This window comes from Streptomyces sp. WMMC500 (genome assembly GCF_027497195.1).
Classification (GTDB): domain Bacteria; phylum Actinomycetota; class Actinomycetes; order Streptomycetales; family Streptomycetaceae; genus Streptomyces.
The window spans coordinates 3,820,001-3,839,508 of sequence record NZ_CP114905.1; the positions used below are offsets into that span (position 1 = coordinate 3,820,001).

Below are 19,508 nucleotides of genomic sequence, written 5' to 3' on the forward strand. Positions count from 1 at the left end.
TACAAAACCAAACAGATTTTGCGGCACCACAGAACGAGTCTGCCTCGCTACTGCTGTGTCACTACATCAAACACTTGGCATCGACTACTTGGCACACTGTTGAGTTCTCAAAGAACGGACACTTCCATCAAAACCCTCACCGGGCTTCTCCGGGCGTTTCCCTTCGGTGTTCCATAACCGTAGCGGATTGTCCCGGCGGCGCAAAATCCAACCGCCCGCCGAAAAGAACCGGGCACACCGATTCCACCCCGACGAAAGGGAGACGATCACACAACGAGTAGATGGCACGAGTCGCCCCTCAGGGACGGCCACCGTCGCACTCCAGAACCTCATCGGTCCCGTGGCAACCCGACGAACCTTACGGAGCGGCCTGTCCCGTGTCAAGCGAGATCAAGGGCTAGTCCAGATCGGACAGTCGGCCGCTCGCGTCGGGCTGGGCGTCCTCGACGCGGCGGAGGAGGCGGGTCAGCAGTTCGCCGAGCAGGGTGCGCTCTGTCGGGGTGAGGTCCTGGAGCAGGTCCGCCTCCCAGTCCGTGCCCATGCGCATGGCCGCGAACCACTTGTCCCGGCCGAGTTCGGTGATGCCGACGATGACGCGGACGCGGTTGGCCTCGTCGCGTTCCCGTGTGACAAGCCCCTCGGCGACCATGCGGTCGATGCGGTGGGTCATCGCGGCGGGAGTGAGGCCGAGGCGCTTGGCGAGTTCGCCGGGGCCGAGCTGGTAGGGGGCGCCGGCGAGGACGAGGGCCTTGAGCACCTCCCACTCGGCGCTGTTGATGCCGATGTCGGAGAGGTGGCGGCCGTACGCGACGGTCATGCGGCGGTTCAGGCGGCTGAGGGCCGAGACGATCTGCTCGACCTGGGGGTCGAGGTCGTGGAACTCCCGCTGGTACAGGGCGATCTGCTCGTCGAGCGAGCGCAGCTCCTGGGTGGGCGTCCGTTCGGCATCGGTGGCCGGGGCGTCGCTGTCGGACATGGCGCGCAGTATTCCACCTCTCTCGTTCGCGTCGAGCTTCTCAGTCGTGTAGTCTTTAGGTCTGAACTTTAGCATCGAAGTCTTTGACCTGGTAGCTCACCGGCGCCGGGTCACACGTGTGTGGGGGTGGTGAGGAGTGACACGCGAGACCGGCACCGCCGCTCTGCGGCGCATCCAGGTGGGGAACGCGCTGAGTGCCTTCGGCAGCGGCTTCACGGTGCCGTACACGTTCTTGTACGTGGCGCGGGTGCGCGATCTGGGTTCGACCACGGCGGGCGTCGCGCTCGCCGGGTTCGCCATGGCCGCGCTGCTCGTGCTGCCCTTCACCGGGCGGTTCATCGACCGGCGCGGGCCGCTGCCCGTGGCGCTCGCCGGCACGGTCGCCGCCGCGGCCGGGGCGCTGTCGCTGGGGCTGGCCTCGACGGCGCCGATGGTGCTCGCGTCGACGCTGCTCATGGGCGCGGGGATGGCGGTCATCCAGCCCGCGCTGGCGACGATGATCGTGTGGTGTTCGACGGCGGCGACGCGGTCGCGGGCGTTCGCGACGCAGTTCTTCCTGAACAACCTCGGGCTCGGCGTCGGCGGCCTCCTCGGCGGGCTGCTCGTGGACGAGGAGCACCCGGGTTCGTTCGTGCGGCTCTTCGCCATCGAGTCGGTGATGTTCCTGGTGCTCGGCGCCGTGGTCGCCACGGTGCGGCTGCCGCGCGGGGTGCGGGCGGCGGGTGCCGTACCGGCGGGCGAGGGGGCCCGGGGGCGCTGGCGGGTGCTGCTCGCGGACCGGGCGATGGTGTGGCTGTGTGTGCTGGGCTTCGTGATGTTCTTCGCCTGCTACGGGCAGTTCGAGTCGGGGCTCTCGGCGTTCGCGGTCGAGGTGTCGGGGATATCCCCGTCCACGCTCGGGGTGGCGCTGGCCGCGAACACCGCGGTGATCGTCGTGGCGCAGTTCGCCGTGCTGCGGCTCGTGGAGCGGCGGCGGCGCAGCAGGGTCATCGCCGCGGTCGGGCTCATATGGACGCTCGCCTGGCTGGTGGCCGGGGCCTCGGGGTGGGTCGCCGGCGGGCAGGCGATGGCGACGGCGGCGATTATCTCGACGTACGCGCTCTTCGGGCTCGGTGAGGCCATGCTGTCGCCGACCGTGGCGCCGCTGGTGGCCGATCTGGCGCCGAGTGCGCACATCGGGCAGTACAACTCGGTGTTCGCGCTGGTCAAGCAGTTGGCGCTGGCGATCGGTCCGGCGGTCGGCGGGCTGCTCGCCGGGGCCGGGGCGTACGGGGCGTACCTCTCGATGCTCGTCGTGTGCTCGCTCGGCATCACCGTGATGGGGCTGCGGCTGGGCCGGCGGCTGACGCCCGTGCAGGACTGCCCGCGGCTCGCCGGCAGCGTGCAGGTGGCGTCCCACAAGCCGGCGGCGGCCGGGGCCGAGACGGCACCCGTGCGGGCGGCCTGACACGGACACCCGCGCGGGCACGCCTCTGGGCCGCCCGCGCGGGCGTGCCCGTGCGGACGGCCCCGGCGCGTCGGGCCCTCAGGTGCCGTGCTCGCCCGGCAGGGCGAACTCGCACCACACCGCCTTGCCGCCGCCCAGCGTGCGGCGTGAGCCCCAGCTTGAGGCGATCGTGGCGACGATGGAGATGCCGCGGCCGTTCTCGTCGCCCGGCTCCGCCCGGCGGCGGCGGGGCAGGCGGTCGTCGCCGTCGGTGACCTCGACGATCAGCCGCCGGTCCGTACGCCGCAGGCGCAGCCGCATGGGCGGGGAGCCGTGCTGCAGCGAGTTGGCGACCAGCTCACTGGCCGCCAGCACGCCCAGCTCGCGCAGCTCCGCCGGGAAGCGCCAGCTCGCCAGGACGCCGTCGGCGAAGGCGCGGGCGCGCGGGGCCGCCTCGACGCCGCCGAGGAGGTCCAGCGCCGCGCTGCGGAACAGCTCGGCTTCGCCGTTGTCGCGCAGCGGGTGCTCCAGCACCAGCACCGCCACGTCGTCGTCGTGCTCCGCGGTGACGCCGAGGGAGCGGATGAGGCGGTCGCAGACGACGCCTGGTGCGCCGGCGGCGCCGGCGAAGGCGCTCACGAGTGCGTTCACGCCCTCCTCGATGTCCTGCCCGCGGCGTTCGATGAGGCCGTCGGTGTAGAGGACGGCGGTCGAGCCGGGCGGGAAGGGCAGTTCGGCGGAGCTGTGCACCCAGCCGCCGGTGCCGAGCGGCGGCCCTGTGGGCTCGTCGACGCGGCGTACCGTGCCGTCCGCGTCGCGGATGAGGATCGGCACGTGGCCGGCGGAGGCGTGCACCAGCCGGCCCTCGTGCGGGTCGTGGACGGCGTACGCGCACGTGGCGATCTGGTTGGGGTCGATCTCCGCGGCGAGGCCGTCGAGGAGCTGGAGCACCTCGTGCGGCGGCAGGTCCAGGCGCGCGTACGCGCGCACCGCGGTGCGCAACTGGCCCATGACGGCGGCGGCGCGGACGCCGCGGCCCATGACGTCGCCGATGACCATCGCCGTACGGCCCGCGCCGAGGGTGATGACGTCGTACCAGTCGCCGCCGACGGCGGCGTCCGTGCCGCCGGGCTGGTACTTGGCCGCGACCCGCAGGTCGTCCGGCTGCTCCAGCTCCTCCGGCAGCAGGCTGCGCTGCAGCGCCACCGCGGCCTCGCGCTGCATGCGCTCGCCGGCGCGCAGCCGCTCCGCGGCCTCCACCTGGTCGGTGACGTCGGCGGCGGAGACGAGCACGCCGCCGCTCTCGCCGACGTCGATGGGGCTGCAGGTGAACGTGTACGAGCGGGCGTCGGGGGCGCGGCGGGCCTTGACGGTGCGCGAGGTACCGCTGCGCAGCACCTGGTCCATCAGCGGCAGCAGCCCCAGCTCGGTGAGCTCGGGCAGCGCGTCGCGGGCCGGCCGGCCCGGGGCGCGGGCGCCGAAGACGGCGGCGTAGGCGTCGTTGACGTACGCGATGCGGTGATCGGGGCCGTGGACGACCGCGACGGGTGCCGGCAGCCGGCCGAGGGTGGCGCTGACGGGCAGCTCGATGCCGGGTTCGGCGTCGCGCGCGGTGCCGGGTTCGGTGCCGGGGTCGGGGTCCGTGGTGCCGCCGCCGCTCGCCGTGCCGCCGGGGTCGGCGTCCGGCTCGATGCCGGGGGGCGGTTCCGCCGCGGCGCGGCGGCCCTGCCGCCCGGCGCGGGCGGAGGGGACCGCACCGCGGAAGCCCCGCGCGGCGGCGGTGCGGCGCGGGGATCCGGGGAGCCGGGGGCTCCAGCGCGTGAAGTTCAAGCGTGCCAGTCCCAGGTCCACTCGTCGGTCGTTCTTCTCGCTCCGTGCCGTTTCGTGCCTGTCCATGGTCACATGCCCCGCCTCAGTCGCCGTCAGGGCCGCGACCCGACCGGGTGGCGAGTTCGAATTCCGCCCGGGGGTGTTCCAGCGAGCCGAGGGCGACGACCTCCCGCTTGAACAGACCGGCGCCGGTCCACTCGGCGAGCACATGCGCCTTGCGGCCCACGGTGGGGAGCTTGCCCAGGTGGTACGCACGGTGCATGAGCCAGGCAGGGTAGCCCTTCAGCCGGTGGCCGTACACAGAGGCGATGCCCTTGTGGAGGCCCGGGGAGGCGACGGAGCCGGCGTAGCGGTGCCGGTAGGCGCGCAGGGGGGCGCCGCGCAGGGCGGCGGCCGGGTTGCCGGCGAGGACGCGGGCCTGGCGTACGTCGACGCCGCGTTCGCGCAGCCGCCGTACGGCGTACCCGCCGAGCCGCGCGCCGACCTCGGGCAGGATGCGGTCGCCGGCCTCGACGAGGATCCGGCGCATGTCCTCCGGGCGTACGCCGGTGTCATAGCGAGTGGCATATCGCGCCATGTCTTCGAGCTCGGCGAGTGCTTCCACGCGGGCGTAGCCGCCCCCCACGAAAACGAACGTCAGCGCGGCCTCGCGGACGGCGGCGTCGCGGGTGGAGGAGGCGATGTCCGGTTGTGCGAGCACGTGGTTGCGCAGGCCGATGGCCTCCTCGATCGAGGTGAAGCCGATGCCGTGCTCGGCGAGCCCGGGCACCGGCGGCACCACGACGTGGCGCGGCTGGACGGAGCCGGCGGCGGACTCGGCGAGGAAGGGCTGGTAGGTCATGTACGGGTCGGGGGCGACCTCGGTGACCTGCACCGCGTCTCTTCTGAGCTGCTTGCCGAGGTGCTTCTGCAGCCGCATCGCCACGGCCGTCCCGACGTTGCCGCCACCGACCACGAGCACGCGCGTCGGATGCGTCATGGGCAACCTCCCGCCTGGGGTCCCGCCTGGGGCCCGGCCTCGCCGCGCGCCGCCGGGGGCGGTGCGGGCCCGTTCCGACGCCGCCGACGGCGACCTCGGAACACCCATGACGCACCGCGTTCGGACTTTTGTCCACAGGCGGGGGAAGGATTTCCGGCGCCCGAGGTGTCCGACCCGCGGCCGATCCTTATCCACAGCCCCTTCTCTCTTGACTTCTGCTGAACTATGTTCGTACGAGCCGGAGTGGCCCGACCAGATGCACTCCGGTATGCAGGGTGGGGAGTCTCCGGGGGGAGACTGTCATAACCGGGGGAAACAGAGATGCAGGTTCAGAGCAGTCGTCTGTCAGCAAATACGACGGGATCGGACACTTCGGGCGAACTGACGAATGGCCGATCGGCGCTGCGGGTCGACGCGCAGCGCAATCTGGAGCACGTCCTGCGCGCCGCGCGCGAGGTCTTCGGGGAGCTGGGTTACGGCGCCCCGATGGAGGACGTCGCCCGCCGCGCCAGGGTCGGCGTGGGCACGGTGTACCGCCGATTCCCGAGCAAGGAAGTGCTGGTCAAGCGCATCGCCGAGGCGGAGACCGCGCGGCTGACCGAGCAGGCGCGGGCGGCGCTGCAGCAGGAGGACGAGCCGTGGGCCGCGCTGGCCCGCTTCCTGCGCGCCTCCGTCGACTCCGGCGCCGGGCGGCTGCTGCCGCCGCAGGTGCTGGGCGTGACGGCGCAGGCGCCGGAGGACGAGCCGCGGGTGCCGCAGCAGCGGCCGTCGCCGGACGGCACGGCGCCGCAGGTCAGCGGTTCCGCCGCGGCGGTCATGGGCGCGGGCGGGGACGCCGGCGCGCAGGCCGCGAGCGTCGGCGGTACGGACGCGGCGGCGCTGCTCGACGTGGTCGGGCAGTTGGTCGCGCGCGCCCGGGACGCGGGCTCGCTGCGCGCGGACGTGTCGGTGTCGGACGTCCTGCTGGTGATAGCCACCGCGGCGCCCGCCCTGCCGGACCCGGAGCAGCAGGCGGTCGCGTCGGCGCGGCTGCTGAACATCCTGCTGGACGGGCTGCGGCCACACGCGGAGGGGTGAGCCGGCCGGCCGCCTGACGGGTGCGCCGGGGGTGTGCCCCGGTGTGCCCTCACGGCGCCCCGGCGGGGGTTCCCCTTGACGAGTGGCCTCGTCGGCGGTTGCTCGCGTTGACGAGGTCCCTCGTCCGAGTGACTCTCTCCGGAACTCGGCACCCCTGTCCGGCGTACCGGCCCCTTCGTCAAGCGGTGCGGACGCGTACCCCGAAAGCATGACCGTCAGTGCGTCGCGGCCGGGAAAACCCCCCAACGGGTGGTTGGCCGTGCAACGCGGACGGCGGACACGGTCCGTTGTGGCACGCTCACCCGAATGACGGGCGGGACGAGCCTCTACGGGAGCTTGCGGCATGGCAGTTGACGATCGGGACGATCGCGGGCGTGCCATGGACGGCGGGGCCGACGGCGGCTCGCCCGGCGGCGCCGACGACGCCCTGGCGGCCATTCCGAAGCAGCGCGAGCGGCGGGACGAAGGGGTCACCGGCGCCCTGCCCGCCGACACCGAGCTGGTCGCCCGGATGCGTACGGGCGACGACAGCGCGTACGAGGAGCTGTACCAGCGGCACGCCCCGGCGGTCCGCCGGTACGCCCGCACCTGCTGCCGCGACTCGCACACCGCCGACGACCTCACCGCCGAGGTGTTCGCCCGCACGCTGCAGGCGGTCCGCGGCGGCGCCGGGCCGGAGACCGCGGTACGCGCGTATCTGCTGACCACCGTCCGGCGGGTCGCCGCCGCCTGGACGAAGACCGCCAAGCGCGAGCAACTCGTCGACGACTTCGCCGACTTCGCGACCCGGGCCGCCCGCCCGGCCTCCGACCACGACACCCTCGACCTCGGCGCCGACGTGCGGGCCATGCACGAGGCCGAGCAGTCGATGGCGGTGCAGGCGTTCCGCAGCCTGCCCGAGCGCTGGCAGACGGTGCTGTGGCACACGACGGTGGAGGACGAGTCGCCGAGTCAGGTCGCGCCGCTGCTCGGGCTCACCGCCAACGCCACCGCCGTGCTCGCGCACCGCGCCCGCGAGGGGCTCAAGCAGGCGTACCTCCAGGCGCACGTCTCCACGGCGCTCACCGCCGGCGGCGACTGCGCCCGCTACGCGGACCGGCTCGGCGCGTACGCCCGCGGCGGGCTGCGGATGCGCGCGGAACGGGGGTTGCGCAAGCACCTGGACGACTGCGCGCGGTGCCGCACGGCGGCGCTGGAGGTCGCGGACGTCAACTCCCGGCTCAGCACGCTGCTTCCGGTGGCGGTGGTCGGCTGGTTCGCGTCGGCCGCGGCGGCGAAGGCCGCCGGGTTCGCGGGCGTCGGCGCGGGTGCCGGGGCCGCGGGCGCCACCGGCGCGGGGGCCGCGGCGGCGGGCGGCGTCGGGACCGGGGCAGGCTCGGGCGCGGGCGCGGCGGGCGGCGGTGCCGGTGCGGCGGCGGGCGAGGGGGCCGGTGCGCCGGTCAAGGTCGCGGCGGCGGCGGGCATCGTCGTCGCGGCGGCGGCAGCGGCGCTGGCGCTCGTGCTGTCCGGAGGCGACGGCGAGAAGGAACCGGTCGCCAACCCGCCCGCCGCCTCGGCACCGGCCGCGCCCCCGGCGCCCCCGCCCGACCGGAAGCCGGAGCCCGCTCCCCCGCCACCCGCCGCGGAGCCGGCGGAGCCCACGCCGACACCGACCCCCAGCCCGGCCCCGGAGACCCCCTCCCCCAGCCCCACTCCGACACCCACGCCGACGCCCGCGCCGACACCGCCCCCCACGCCGACGCCCAGCCCCACCCCACCGCCGCGTACGCCGCCCCCGGCGCCCTCGCCGCCGCGCCCCGCCGAGCCGTACCGCGTCGCCGGCCTCGACGCCGACGTCGTCGGCGACGGCACGGAACCGGAGATCGTCGCGAGCCGCAGCGGCTGGTGGTGGCAGCGCGAGGAGTTGGGCGTCGGCGGCCGGACGTACGCCCACGGCGTGACGGTCTTCGCGAAGTCGTCGATGGTCATCGAGCTGAACCGCGCCTGCACGCGCTACCGGGCGGCGGCCGGCATCGACGACTCGATGCACCGCCTGGGCGCGGCCAGGTTCAGCGTCTACGGCGACGGCACCCGGCTGTGGCGCTCGGAGTGGGTCCGCGCGGGCGAAAGGGCGGCCGTCGTCGACGTGGGCCTGCCCACCGGCACCGAGACGGTCCGCCTGGAAGCGGAACCGCACCACCCGATCCACACCGCGCTGCTGGCGAACTGGGCGGACTCGGTGATCGACTGCCGCTGAGCGCACCGTCCGGCGCCCGCGTCGCCCCCGTCGGCCCGGGCGCCGCGGCTACGCCGGCGCGACCAGCAACGGGCGGGCGCGCTCCCGGAGTTCCGCGACCATCGGCTCGTCGCCGTAGGGCTCCAGCCGTGCCAGCAGGTCCTTCACGTACTCCGTCGTCCGCGCCGAGGAGATCCGGCCCGCGACCTCCACCGCCCGTGTCCCCTGCGCGCACGCCGCGTCCAGGTTGCCGGACTCCAGCTCCGCGACCGCCGCCACGATCAGCCGCAGCCCGTGCGAGCGGACGAACTCCTCCGTCGGCCGCGCCAGCGCCTGTTCCGTGAACCGCCGCACCTGCAACGGCACCCGCAGGTCGCGGTAGCACTCGGCGGCGTCCGCGGCCAGCCGGTCGTAGGCGTAGAAGTCGAGCCAGGCCGGGTCCGGGTCGCCCTCGCGGGCCCGCTCCAGCCAGCTCTCCGCCGCCGCCAGGGCCGTGCCGCAGGACGCCTCGTCCTGTGCGCGGGCGTGCGCCCGCGCCTCGACGAGGTGGAAGAAGCTCATCGCACGCGCCGTCGCCAACCCCCTGTTGCGCTCGATCGCCGCCTGGGCGAGGTCCACGCCCTCGTCGGCGAAGCCGCGGTACGTCGCCTGCAGCGACATCGACGCCAGGACGTACCCCCCGAGCGGCACGTCCGCCGCCGCCCGCGCGAGCCGCAGCGCCTGGATGTAGTACCGCTGGGCGGCCTCCTGCTGACCCGTGTCGAAGGCCATCCACCCGGCGAGCCGCGTCAGTTCCGCCGTCGCGCCGAAGAGCGAGCGCCCGACCTCGTCCGTGTACGCGCCGAGCAGCAGCGGCGTCGCGTCCACGCGCAGGCACTCGGGCACCATCGACGCCCGCCAGTCGCCGCCCCCGTACTTGGAGTCCCAGCGCCGCGCCTCGTCCGCCGCGTCCCGCAGCTTGGCGACGTCGCTGTGCCCCACGCGCCGCGGCCCGGTGCCGTCGGCGGCGCGCGCGTGCTGCGGGTCGACGCCGTCGAGGCCGCGGGCGACCGAGCCGTCGGCCGGCGTGATCAGCCAGCGGGAGGCGGGCGTCGCGTACGCGCTGACGGCGAAGGAGCCGGCGAGGCTCTGCCAGATGCCGCCGCTGCCGGCGCGCCGCCCGGCGAGGTCGAGCCGGTACAGCTCGGTGGCCGAGCGCACCGCCTCGCCGACGTCGCGCGGGAAGGCGAGGCCGACTTCGGGCGCGGGGTCGGTGTCGGCGAGCCCTATCTCGTGCAGCGGCACGGGGCGGCCGAGCTTGCCCGCGATGGCGGTGGCGATCAGGTGGGGCGCGGCGCCCTGCGGCACCATCCCCTTCGTCACCCAGCGGGCGACGGACGTCTTGTCGTACCGAAGCGTCATGCCGCGCTGCGCGCCGAGGTCGTTGACCCGGCGGGCGAGTCCGGCGTTGCTGATCCCGGCGAGCGCGAGCATGTGGCCCAGCTTCTCGTTCGGTCCGCGTGGCGTCCTGGACATGCACACCCCTCGACCACCGACGGCTCCCGTCCGGCAGGTGGGGATCCGGCCGGGTCGCATATGCACCCAGCGTAGTTCGCCGGATCCCGACCGTTAAGAGGAATGTTTCCGGATGGCGGGATTGCAGCGCGCGTGCTCCGGGGTCGTGTGGCGGTGCGCCGTACGTGCGCTCTGCCCGCAAACGGCCCCGCACGCTTGGCTGGTTGCCCGTGGGTCGGCTCGCCGTGCCTGGGAAACCGGCGGGCCTGGGGAACTCCGCCGTCATACATCCCCGCGGGCGGCGGCTCACGGTCCGGGGAGCGCGGGACGCTTCCCGGACCGCACAAGCCCGTGCGGCGGGCTTGGTCGGCCGGGATTGCGCCGTGTACAGAATGGCTGAATCACGCCCCTCGCGACGGGTGTAGAACGGGCGTACGGGACGGGTGTTCCGGAGTCCGGGCACCGTCCGCGTACGCGCACCGCCTTCCGGACAGCCGTAGCCTGATTCCCGCAGGGCACGCCGGCCTCCTCTCCGGCCGGGCCGTGGAATCGCCGGCGCGGCGCCCCGCGGGGCGCTTCCGGCCGTAACGGACAGACTCCCGCACGACCGCATCCACTCACATGCGCCCCTCTCGTGGCAGCATTGGTCCTGACGAAACGGCAGTACGCCCTGTGCGTGGCGGAGTTGATGCCGATCGCCCGGCTCGCCCAACTCGCTTGGCATATGCCGATACGTCCCCAGTTGCCCACGAGGAGGCGCGCATGCGGTGGTTGGTGGGGTGGAGCAGTTCCGCCGCCGCGCCCTCGTTCCTCGACGGCGCACAGTCCGCCGACGACTACGACCTCCACCCCGTCGGCGCCCAACTCGTCTGGGGCGGCCCGGATCCGCTGTGGGCGGTCGGCGACTGGCGGCCGGACGAGATCCGGGTCGTCGACGTCGCGCCGCTGATCCGGCTGGCGGTCTTCGGCACCTGCGGCGCGAGCGACGACCAGTTGCGCGTGGGCCTGCTCTCCGCCCGCGGCGGCGCCGTACGGCACCTGACCGCCTGGTCCGGCGGCTACACCGCCGTCGCCCAGGTCGGCCGCCGCACCACCGTCCTCGGCGACCTCGCCGGCGCGCGCCCCGTCTTCCACGCCGCCTGGGACGGCGGCACCGCCTACGCGACCGCCGCGCTGCCGCTCGCCGACCTGATCGAGGCCGAGCTGGACGTCTCCCACCTCGCCGCCCAACTCGCCTGCCCCGACGTGCCCGAGGCCCTCGGCGACGGCACGCCCTACGCCGGCGTGCACCGCGTGCCTCCCGGCCACGCGCTCATCCTCCGCGAGGGCGCGAAGGAGATCACCGGCTACGAGCCGCGCGCCTCCCTCGCCGTCGCCGCGCCGTCGCTGGACACCGAACCGGCGGTCGAGGGCGTACGCGACGCGCTGGTCGAGGCCGTACGCGCCCGGCTGGCCGCCCCGCGCCACGCGCCGGAACCCGGCTACGGCGGCCTCGACCCCGGCCCCGTACCCGGCATGGGCCCGGCCGACCGGCGCGCCGCCCGCGGCCCCGCCCCCGGCATCGGCGCCGACCTGTCCGGCGGCATCGCCTCCGGCACCCTCGCGCTGCTGGCCGCCGGGCTGCCGGGCGCGCCGGGCACGCCCGCGGGGCTGGGACCCGGGCAGGGCGAGCGGCTGATAGCCGTGACGTTCAACGACCTGACCGCCCGGGCCGACGAAGCAGAGCTGGAGCGGGCTCGCGCCATCGCCGCCAACCCCCGGCTGCACCACGTGGTGGTCGCCGCGGGCGAGGCCGCGCTGCCGTACGCGGACCTGGAGAGCATGACGCTGACGGACGAGCCGGGGCCCTCGCTGATCGCCGCCGCCCGGCACCGGCGCCGGCTGACCGCGGGCAGCGCCGACCACCTCGTGGGCGTCGGCGCCCGCGAGGTCCTCGACGCGCACCCAGCCCGGCTCGCGGACCTGCTGCTGGACCGCCGGCGGCGCTCCCTCTTCCGGCCGGTCACGGCGCTGGCGCGCGCGGAGGGGTCGGTGTGGGCGCCGCTGACCGTCTACCGCGCGGCCCGCCGGCTGGCCCGTACGACGTACTGGGAGGGCATCTCCGACGGCGCCGAGGCGCTCCTCGACGACCCGGCGGGCGTGCCGGGCGCGGGGCCGGGTCGCAGCGGGGGCGCGCTGGACGCGTCGCTCGCCGCGCTGAGCTGGTGCCGGCCGGGGCCGGCGGCGCGGTGGCTGACGGGCGAGGCGCTGGCCGAGGTGTCCGTACGCCTCCGTGGCTCCGCGGGCACGGCCAACGGCGACGGCACCGGCCGCCCCGGCGAGCGCCGCGCCGCCGCCGCGCTGGCGCAACTGGGCGCCGACTACCGCGTCTTCGAGCAGGCCGCGGAGGTCCGGTTCCAGCGGTTGCACGCGCCTTTCCTCGACAACCAGGTCGTACGGGCCTGCCGCGCCCTGCCCGAGGCGCTGCGCGTCCAGCCGGGCGCGCGGGCGGCGGTGCTCGGCGCCGTGCTCGACGGCGCGGGCATCCGCGGCCTGCCGCCGGGCTGGGGCGCGACCACAGGCCCCGCGGCCGCCGCGGCGTCGGCGGAGCGCATCGGCCTGCGCCGCGCCTCGACGACGCTGGCCGACCTCTTCCACCGGCCGCTGCTGGCGGACGCGGGGCTGGTGGAGGGCCGGGTAGTGCGCAAGGCGCTGCGCGCGGCGGCGGACGGCGAGCCGCTGCCGCTGGGCGGGCTGGCGGAGCTGGTGTCGACGGAGCTGTGGCTGCAGCGGCTGCTGATGCGGCGCGGGTCGTGCTGGACGGGCGACGCGGCGCCGAGGCAGCGCGCGGTGGCGGGCGGGGTGCCGCCGCGGCTGCCGCTGTAGGGGCGGCGCTCTCGGGTCCCGCGGCCCCGGGTCCGGGTGTGGGTCCTGGTTTGGCTCCGGGTTTGGCCGCAAAGGGTTTGGCGGCGACCCGCCCGGCCGGGGGATGATGGGCCCGACCCTGCCGGAGGTGCCATGGCCGACGACTGCGACGTACTCGTGATCGGAGCCGGCATCGTCGGCCTCTCCACGGCATACGCGCTCACCCGTGCCGCCCCCGGCATCCGCGTCCTCGTCCTGGAGAAGGAGCCCGGCCCGGCCCAGCACCAGACCGGGCGCAACAGCGGCGTGATCCACAGCGGGCTGTACTACCGGCCGGACTCGCTCAAGGCGCGCTACGCGGTGCGGGGCGCCGCCGAGATCGTCGAGTTCTGCGCCGAGCACGGCCTGCCGCACGCGGTCACCGGGAAGATCGTCGTCGCCACGGACCGGGACGAGCTGCCGCGCCTGCACGCCCTCGCGCAGCGCGGGCGCGAGAACGGCATCCCGGTGCGCGAGCTGGGGCCGGCGCAGATCACGGAGTACGAGCCGCACGTGCGCGGGCTGGCGGCGCTGCACGTGGCGACGACGGGGGTGTGCGACTTCCGGGCGGTGGCGCGGACTCTGGCGGAGCTGGCGCGGGACGCGGGCGCGGAGGTGCGGTACGGCGCGGAGGTACGGGTGATCGCCCGGCGGCCGGGCCCGGCCCGTAGCGCCAACGGCACACCCCCCGGCACCCTCTCCGCCGCGCGCGGCATCTCCCCCGCGCGCCCGGGTGTCGCCGTCCGTACCGCCGCCGGCGACGTCGTTCGCGCCCGCGCCCTCGTCAACTGCGCCGGCCTGTACTCCGACCAGATCGCCCGCCTCGCCGGCGACCCCCCCGGGCTGCGCATCGTCCCGTTCCGCGGCGAGTACTACGAGCTGGCCCCGCACGCCGCCGACCTCGTCAGCGGCCTCGTCTACCCCGTCCCCGACCCCGCGTTCCCCTTCCTCGGCGTCCACCTCACCCGCGGCATCGACGGCGCCGTCCACCTCGGCCCCAACGCCGTCCCCGCGCTGGCCCGGGAGGGCTACAGCCGCACGAGCCTCAGCCCGCGCGACGCCGCGGCCACGTTCGCGTACCCCGGAAGCTGGCGCATAGCCCGCCGCCACTGGCGCTACGGCGCCGGCGAACTCCGCCGCTCCCTCTCCCGCAGGGCCTTCACCGAGGCGGTACGGCGGCTGCTGCCCGCGGTCGACGAGCAGGACCTGCGCCCGGCGCAGGCGGGGGTGCGGGCGCAGGCGGTGCTGCCGGACGGGACGCTGGTGGACGACTTCCGCTTCGCGGCCGGCCCGCGGACCATCCACGTACTGAACGCGCCGTCCCCCGCGGCGACGGCGTCCCTGCCGATCGGCAGGGAGATCGCCCGCAGGACACTCGCCCTCCTGTGACCGGCGGGAGGCCCCCCTCCGCCGGCGCGGCGGCCTCCGTAAAATGGAGTCACTGTGTCCGACCACCATCCCGATCAGCGCGATCGTCCCCAGCCCAGGTTCCCCGACGGCCCCGCCCCCGCGCCCGCCGGGCCGCACAACGAGCGCCGCATCCGCTCCTTCGTCCCGCGCCGCAGTCGCGTGACGCTCGCGCAGGGCGAGGCCCTCAGGCGGCTCTGGCCGAAGTGGGGCTTCGACATCGACGGGACGTACGTCCTCGATCTCGACGACCTCTTCGACGGCCTCCCGGTGGTCCTCGAAATCGGCTTCGGCATGGGCGAGGCGACCGCCGAGATGGCCGCCGCCGACCCCGCCACCGGCGTCCTCGCCGTCGACGTCCACACCCCCGGCCAGGGCAACCTGCTGCGGCTCATGGAGCAGCGCGGGCTGACGAACGTACGCATCGGCAACGGCGACGCCGTCATCCTCCTCCGCGAGATGCTGCCCCCGGCCGCGCTCGCGGGCATGCGGATCTACTTCCCGGACCCGTGGCCCAAGAAGCGGCACCACAAGCGCCGGCTCATCCAGCCGGAGTTCCTGGCGCTGGCGGCCTCCCGGATGGCGCCGGGTGCGGTACTGCACTGCGCGACGGACTGGGAGCCGTACGCGGAGTGGATGCTGGAGACGCTGGAGGAGTCGCCGCACTTCGAGAACGCCCACCCCGGCGGCGGCTACGCGCCGCGTCCGGACTTCCGCCCGCGCACGCGCTTCGAGGGACAAGGGCTCGGAAAGGGGCACATCGTGAACGATCTGCTCTTCCGCCGCATCGGAGATAAATAGCCCGTCGCGCGCGACGGCGGTGACTGGCTAGGGTCGAGGGGTGCAGGACGAAGGCGCTCAGCTCATGTCCCGGCCGCGGGAGCCCGAGGAATTCGGCCCGCGCCCGGTGTACGAGGACGCGCGCCCGAAGCCGGCAGCGCCCGTCCCTCCCACCCCCCGGAGGTTCTGGCGCAGAAGGGGCGTACGCATAGGCGCGGTGGCGACCGTGCTGACGCTGGCGGGGCTGGCGATCCTGGCGCTGGTGTGGCTGGAGACGGGCACGCACGGCATGCTCGTGGGCAGCGGGCTGGCGCTGCTGCCGGTGCCGCTGCTGATCGCGGGCTTCCTGTGGCTGGACCGGGTGGCACCCGGCCCGTGGCGCTACCGCATCTTCGCGTTCGCCTGGGGCGCCTTCGCGGCGACGCTCGTCGCGATGCTGGCGAACACCTTCGCGGCCCGCTGGATAGCCACCGGCCTGCCCACGGCGTCGTCGCGCGAGGCGGACCTGTGGGGGATGGCGGTCGTGGCCCCGGTGGTGGAGGAGACGGCGAAGGCGGCGGCGATCCTGCTGCTGTTCCTCTTCCGCAGGCACTACTTCGCCGGCCTGGTCGACGGCCTGGTGCTGGCGGGGATCATCGGCACGGGCTTCGCCTTCACCGAGAACATCCTGTACCTGGGCCGGGCGTACGAGGAGAACCAGACCTTCGGCGACTCCGGCCCGCTGGCCACGGTGACCGTGACGTTCATCGCCCGCGTCGTCTTCTCCCCGTTCGCGCACCCGCTGTTCACGGCGATGGGCGGCATCGGCTTCGGCCTGGCGGCGATGACGCTCGCGAGCCAGCGCGTACGCCGCGTCCTCCTGCCGACAGCCGGCCTGCTGCTGGCCATCGCGCTGCACTCCCTGTGGAACGGCTCGGCGGTGATGAACGGCTTCGCCTTCCTCGGCGCGTACGCCTTCGTCATGGCGCCGGTCTTCGGCCTGGTGGTCTGGCTGTCGGTCTGGTCCCGCGGCGGCAAGCTCCGCACGATACGGGCCCAACTCCCCGCCTACACCCACGCCGGCTGGCTGGTCCCGGCAGAACCGGTGGCCCTCTCCTCCTTCCGCACCCGCAAACTGGCCCGCACGTTCGCCCGCCAGGCCCACGGCGAGGAGGCCCGCAGGGCGGTCGCGGACTACACGCGATCGGCGACGACCCTGGCCCTGCTCCGCGCCCAGGCAACCCGAGGTCATCCGCCAAAGGACTACGCAGAACGCGAACAAGCCCTACTGGCACGCATGTGGTCAACCAAGGCCGTAGCCCAACCAGCCCTCACCAGAGCCGCCTACACCACAACCCCACCCCACCCACCCCACTGGCCCATGCCGGGAGCCACTCGCGTCCCCGGCCACCCCCCACACGGCGGCAAACCAGTCCCCCCACCCCCCACACGCGGCTGACCACCCCGCATCCGACAGGGCTCGCGGCCCGACCCTTGCACAGGCCCTCGCCCCTCGGCACAGGCGTCCTCACCCCTTCTTCGGCACGGCACACACAGGCGCCACCACGGAAGGCCAGATCGCCCACCTCGGCATCCGCCGCCACCTGGTAGCCCGCTGGCACGGATCCGACAGAAAGCCCCACGTCACATCTCCCACGCAGGCAAGATCACGTTCACCAAGTTCCGCCCAGACACTTGGCCCGTATCCACAACGACCCGAAGACCCCACCCACCCAGGCGTACGGCTCTACACACCACCACTGGCCAGATGGCTTCGGCATCTGGCCAGCCCTCCCCGTCACGGGAACACTCGCAGTCCTCCGGCGCACTCCTAATCTTGACCTCTGCTCCTCGAACAAGACTCGGCCACGATCAGCGCCTCTCCCTGCACCAATTGCTGCTCAGCAGATAGTCTTTGCTCATGTCCAGGGAGTCAAAGGGTCCATACTTCGGTGCCCCGTCAGGAGTTGAAGTTGGCGACTGGTTCAAAGGCCATCGCGAACTCTATGAGGCGGGGGTACATCGTGGGCTCGGACAGGGGATCTCGGGCGGTGCGACTCATGGCGTGGATTCCATCGTCCTCTCGGGCGGATACACCGATGATCGATTGACTGACGAGGAGATCATCTACACCGGCAAGGGAGGGCGCGATGAAGCCACAAGACGCCAAGTCGCGGATCAGTCGATGGCCACCCCAGGGAACGCCGGCTTGTTCCTGTCCTACGTGATGGACTATCCAATCCGCGTCATCCAAGGACTAGACATCAGGCACGGAAAAGCAACTGGCGGGTACCTCTACCGAGGGTTGTGGCACGTCATTGACGCGTGGTCGACAACTGGGGTCGACGGGTTTCGGATCTACCAATTCCAGCTCAAGGAGATAAGGGCAGCCGCAGAAAGGAGTTCGGCAGGCCCCCAAGAGGCACCTGGCTACCTCGAAATCACCAGGCGTGTCCGCAAACTTCTAGAGCAGCGGAGAATCGTCCACGACTCGCAAACTGCCGACATGGTAAAGAAGCAGAATGACCATACATGTCAGGTATGCCGAACACGACTGACGGTTTCCCCAGACGGCACACCGTACAGCGAAGCCGTGCACATCCATGAGGTCGGTGAACCCCATCGCGGCCCGGACAAGCCAGAGAACATGCTATGCCTTTGCCCAAACTGTCGCGTTAAGTTCGAACGCGGAGCCCTGCATCTGACAGATTCCTTCCAAGTCGTCAACAGCTTGACCGGAAGCATTATCAGCAATCTACGGCAAACCGAGGGCCACCGGATCGGCATCGAGTACGTCCGACACCATCGAGCGCGGTGGGTGCCCGAACAGACAACGAGTACCGGAGCATAGGATGGATCAGTCAAGCCCCGAACACTACCCGATCGCCGATTTCATCAAATGGCATGCGCAAAAGGAACTTGAGCTCAATCCCAGCTTCCAGCGGGGCCCGGTCTGGACCGATCCCGCCAAGAGCTATCTCATCGACACCATTCTGCAGGGGTATCCCATCCCCAAAGTCTTGATGCGCACACATATCGAGCGTAGCTCACACCGAATCTTCCGTGAGGTCGTTGACGGCCAACAGCGCCTCCGAACGATAATCGATTTCGCCGCCGACAAGTTCAAACTGGGCGCCAGGTCAAAGGAATTTCGAGGGCTCAACTACAGCAGCCTCTCCCATGAGATGCAGGACAGATTTCTCGCCTATAAGATCACGGCAGAGCAACTCATCAACGCGACCGACACGGACGTCCTTGAGGTTTTCGCTCGAATCAATAGCTACACGGTGCCAGTCAATGCTGCCGAGCTACGCAACGCAACGTACGACAATGAGTTCAGTTGGTCGGTGCAAGAGCTATCCAGAAAATGGACAGACCTTTGGGACCTAGGAGTCCTGACCAAGCGCGACCAAGTGCGCATGCTCGGCCACTCGCTGGTGGCGGAGATGTATTGGATCCTCCTCAACGGCGTCAGCGACGGTGGTGAGCCCAAGATCGATCGAATGTACGACCGCAAGCGTAAGGAATTTATAGAGAAGGAAGAGATCGAGCATCAGACAAATTGGGTTCTCGACCTCATGCAGGGCCAAGTGTTTCCTGCCGTTAAAGGGGAGCCCATTGTCAAGCGCCCTCAAGCACTTATGATCTTCGCAGCACTAGCCCATTCAAGATTCGGACTAGAGCCCGGGGACGTAGGGGACGCAGACATGCCAGCTCGCACAGAGAACACCCTGGAACGCCTGCCGCTCTTTGTCTCCAACTTGACCTACCTCAACGAAGTGCTGCGTAGCGAGGAGCCCCCGCGGGAGTTGACGAGCTTCTACGGACATTCGAAGTCTTCCACGCAGCGGATCGCCAGCAGGAAGGACCGCTTTCGGGTCTTCTGCATGGCGCTCGAATCTTCGCTGGAGTCATAGTGTTGAGTCTGCATGAGCCATACCGAGATTTCGTGGTTGAGTGCAGAGAAATATCAAACTGCTTTTCGTCGCTGCACATGGAAAATAGAAACAACATCGGATCCGACTCTCATAGGGTTGCGCGGGAAGGTGCAGTCATCGCCCTGCACGACGCATGGAATCGTTTCAACCGTGCGCTGGTCCTTCGTAGCAGCTATCACAAATTCCGTACGCGATCGGGCGCAATCCACCGACCGAATATTGGGCGCAACCAATCCGATGCATTGCGCCACTTAAAGTCGAACGAAAAAGCGATATGCTCCAGGTCTCACGGGGAACCGAATTGGTTCGTCCCGGCGGCGACGATAGACGCTGCTCGCATACTCGATGTTCCGAACAGGGCAAATATAAGCGCAGCGGTGGGGGCCAACCTACGGAGCACAATATCTGCTTCGATAGGCGCTAAAGGTGCCAGCTCACCGCCCGCCGAAATTCAGTCGGTACGAAACTACATCGCGCACCGAGGCCGCAACGCTGCCTGTCGAGTCGCTCCCCTCATGAAGTCT

Annotated in this window: 13 protein-coding genes; 9 read left to right on the top strand and 4 right to left on the bottom strand. The window is 72.2% G+C overall.

Going from position 1 to position 19,508, the window contains the following annotated elements; genetic code table 11:
- Window positions 1–397 precede the first annotated feature (397 nt).
- Complete coding sequence (locus O7599_RS16235; protein ID WP_281622863.1) at window positions 398–976, bottom strand: MarR family transcriptional regulator; 579 nt, start codon at window positions 974–976, stop codon at window positions 398–400.
- Between the two features lie 136 nt (window positions 977–1,112).
- On the opposite strand from O7599_RS16235, the gene O7599_RS16240 reads away from it, so the two are divergent.
- On the top strand, window positions 1,113–2,423 hold the full coding sequence (locus O7599_RS16240; protein ID WP_281622864.1) for an MFS transporter: 1,311 nt from the start codon (window positions 1,113–1,115) through the stop codon (window positions 2,421–2,423).
- 78 nt (window positions 2,424–2,501) lie between these two features.
- Here the strand turns inward: O7599_RS16240 and O7599_RS16245 are convergent, their stop codons facing one another.
- On the bottom strand, window positions 2,502–4,232 hold the full coding sequence (locus O7599_RS16245; RefSeq protein ID WP_281623405.1) for a SpoIIE family protein phosphatase: 1,731 nt from the start codon (window positions 4,230–4,232) through the stop codon (window positions 2,502–2,504).
- A gap of 82 nt (window positions 4,233–4,314) precedes the next feature.
- The gene (locus tag O7599_RS16250; RefSeq protein WP_281622865.1) at window positions 4,315–5,211 is read right to left on the bottom strand and encodes an FAD-dependent oxidoreductase; all 897 of its coding nucleotides are present in this window, start codon (window positions 5,209–5,211) and stop codon (window positions 4,315–4,317) included.
- Between the two features lie 321 nt (window positions 5,212–5,532).
- On the opposite strand from O7599_RS16250, the gene O7599_RS16255 reads away from it, so the two are divergent.
- Both O7599_RS16255 and O7599_RS16260 read left to right on the top strand, forming a co-directional pair.
- Window positions 5,533–6,288, top strand: a complete 756-nt coding sequence (locus tag O7599_RS16255; RefSeq protein ID WP_281622866.1) for a TetR/AcrR family transcriptional regulator — start codon at window positions 5,533–5,535, stop codon at window positions 6,286–6,288.
- A gap of 343 nt (window positions 6,289–6,631) precedes the next feature.
- Complete coding sequence (locus O7599_RS16260; RefSeq protein ID WP_281622867.1) at window positions 6,632–8,524, top strand: sigma-70 family RNA polymerase sigma factor; 1,893 nt, start codon at window positions 6,632–6,634, stop codon at window positions 8,522–8,524.
- A 48-nt stretch (window positions 8,525–8,572) separates the two neighbouring features.
- Here O7599_RS16260 and O7599_RS16265 read toward each other — a convergent pair whose 3' ends face one another.
- Window positions 8,573–10,018: an MFS transporter gene (locus O7599_RS16265; RefSeq protein ID WP_281622868.1), complete on the bottom strand. Its 1,446-nt coding sequence runs from the start codon at window positions 10,016–10,018 to the stop codon at window positions 8,573–8,575.
- 741 nt (window positions 10,019–10,759) lie between these two features.
- On the opposite strand from O7599_RS16265, the gene O7599_RS16270 reads away from it, so the two are divergent.
- The 6 genes from O7599_RS16270 (at window position 10,760) to O7599_RS16295 (ending at window position 18,963) form a co-directional block, all read left to right on the top strand.
- Window positions 10,760–12,862 carry an asparagine synthase-related protein gene (locus O7599_RS16270; RefSeq protein ID WP_281622869.1) on the top strand — a complete coding sequence of 701 codons (2,103 nt, stop codon included), beginning with the start codon at window positions 10,760–10,762 and terminating at the stop codon, window positions 12,860–12,862.
- 132 nt (window positions 12,863–12,994) lie between these two features.
- Window positions 12,995–14,269: an L-2-hydroxyglutarate oxidase gene (gene lhgO / locus O7599_RS16275; protein ID WP_281622870.1), complete on the top strand. Its 1,275-nt coding sequence runs from the start codon at window positions 12,995–12,997 to the stop codon at window positions 14,267–14,269.
- A 54-nt stretch (window positions 14,270–14,323) separates the two neighbouring features.
- The gene (gene trmB, locus O7599_RS16280) at window positions 14,324–15,088 is read left to right on the top strand and encodes a tRNA (guanosine(46)-N7)-methyltransferase TrmB (RefSeq protein ID WP_281622871.1); all 765 of its coding nucleotides are present in this window, start codon (window positions 14,324–14,326) and stop codon (window positions 15,086–15,088) included.
- A gap of 40 nt (window positions 15,089–15,128) precedes the next feature.
- Window positions 15,129–16,505, top strand: a complete 1,377-nt coding sequence (locus tag O7599_RS16285) for a PrsW family intramembrane metalloprotease (protein ID WP_281622872.1) — start codon at window positions 15,129–15,131, stop codon at window positions 16,503–16,505.
- 462 nt (window positions 16,506–16,967) lie between these two features.
- Window positions 16,968–17,897, top strand: a complete 930-nt coding sequence (locus tag O7599_RS16290) for a YDG/SRA domain-containing protein (protein WP_281622873.1) — start codon at window positions 16,968–16,970, stop codon at window positions 17,895–17,897.
- Window position 17,898: 1 nt separating this feature from the next.
- Window positions 17,899–18,963 (top strand): DUF262 domain-containing protein, encoded by a 1,065-nt coding sequence (locus O7599_RS16295; protein WP_281622874.1) that lies wholly within the window; start codon window positions 17,899–17,901, stop codon window positions 18,961–18,963.
- Window positions 18,964–19,508 lie beyond the last annotated feature (545 nt).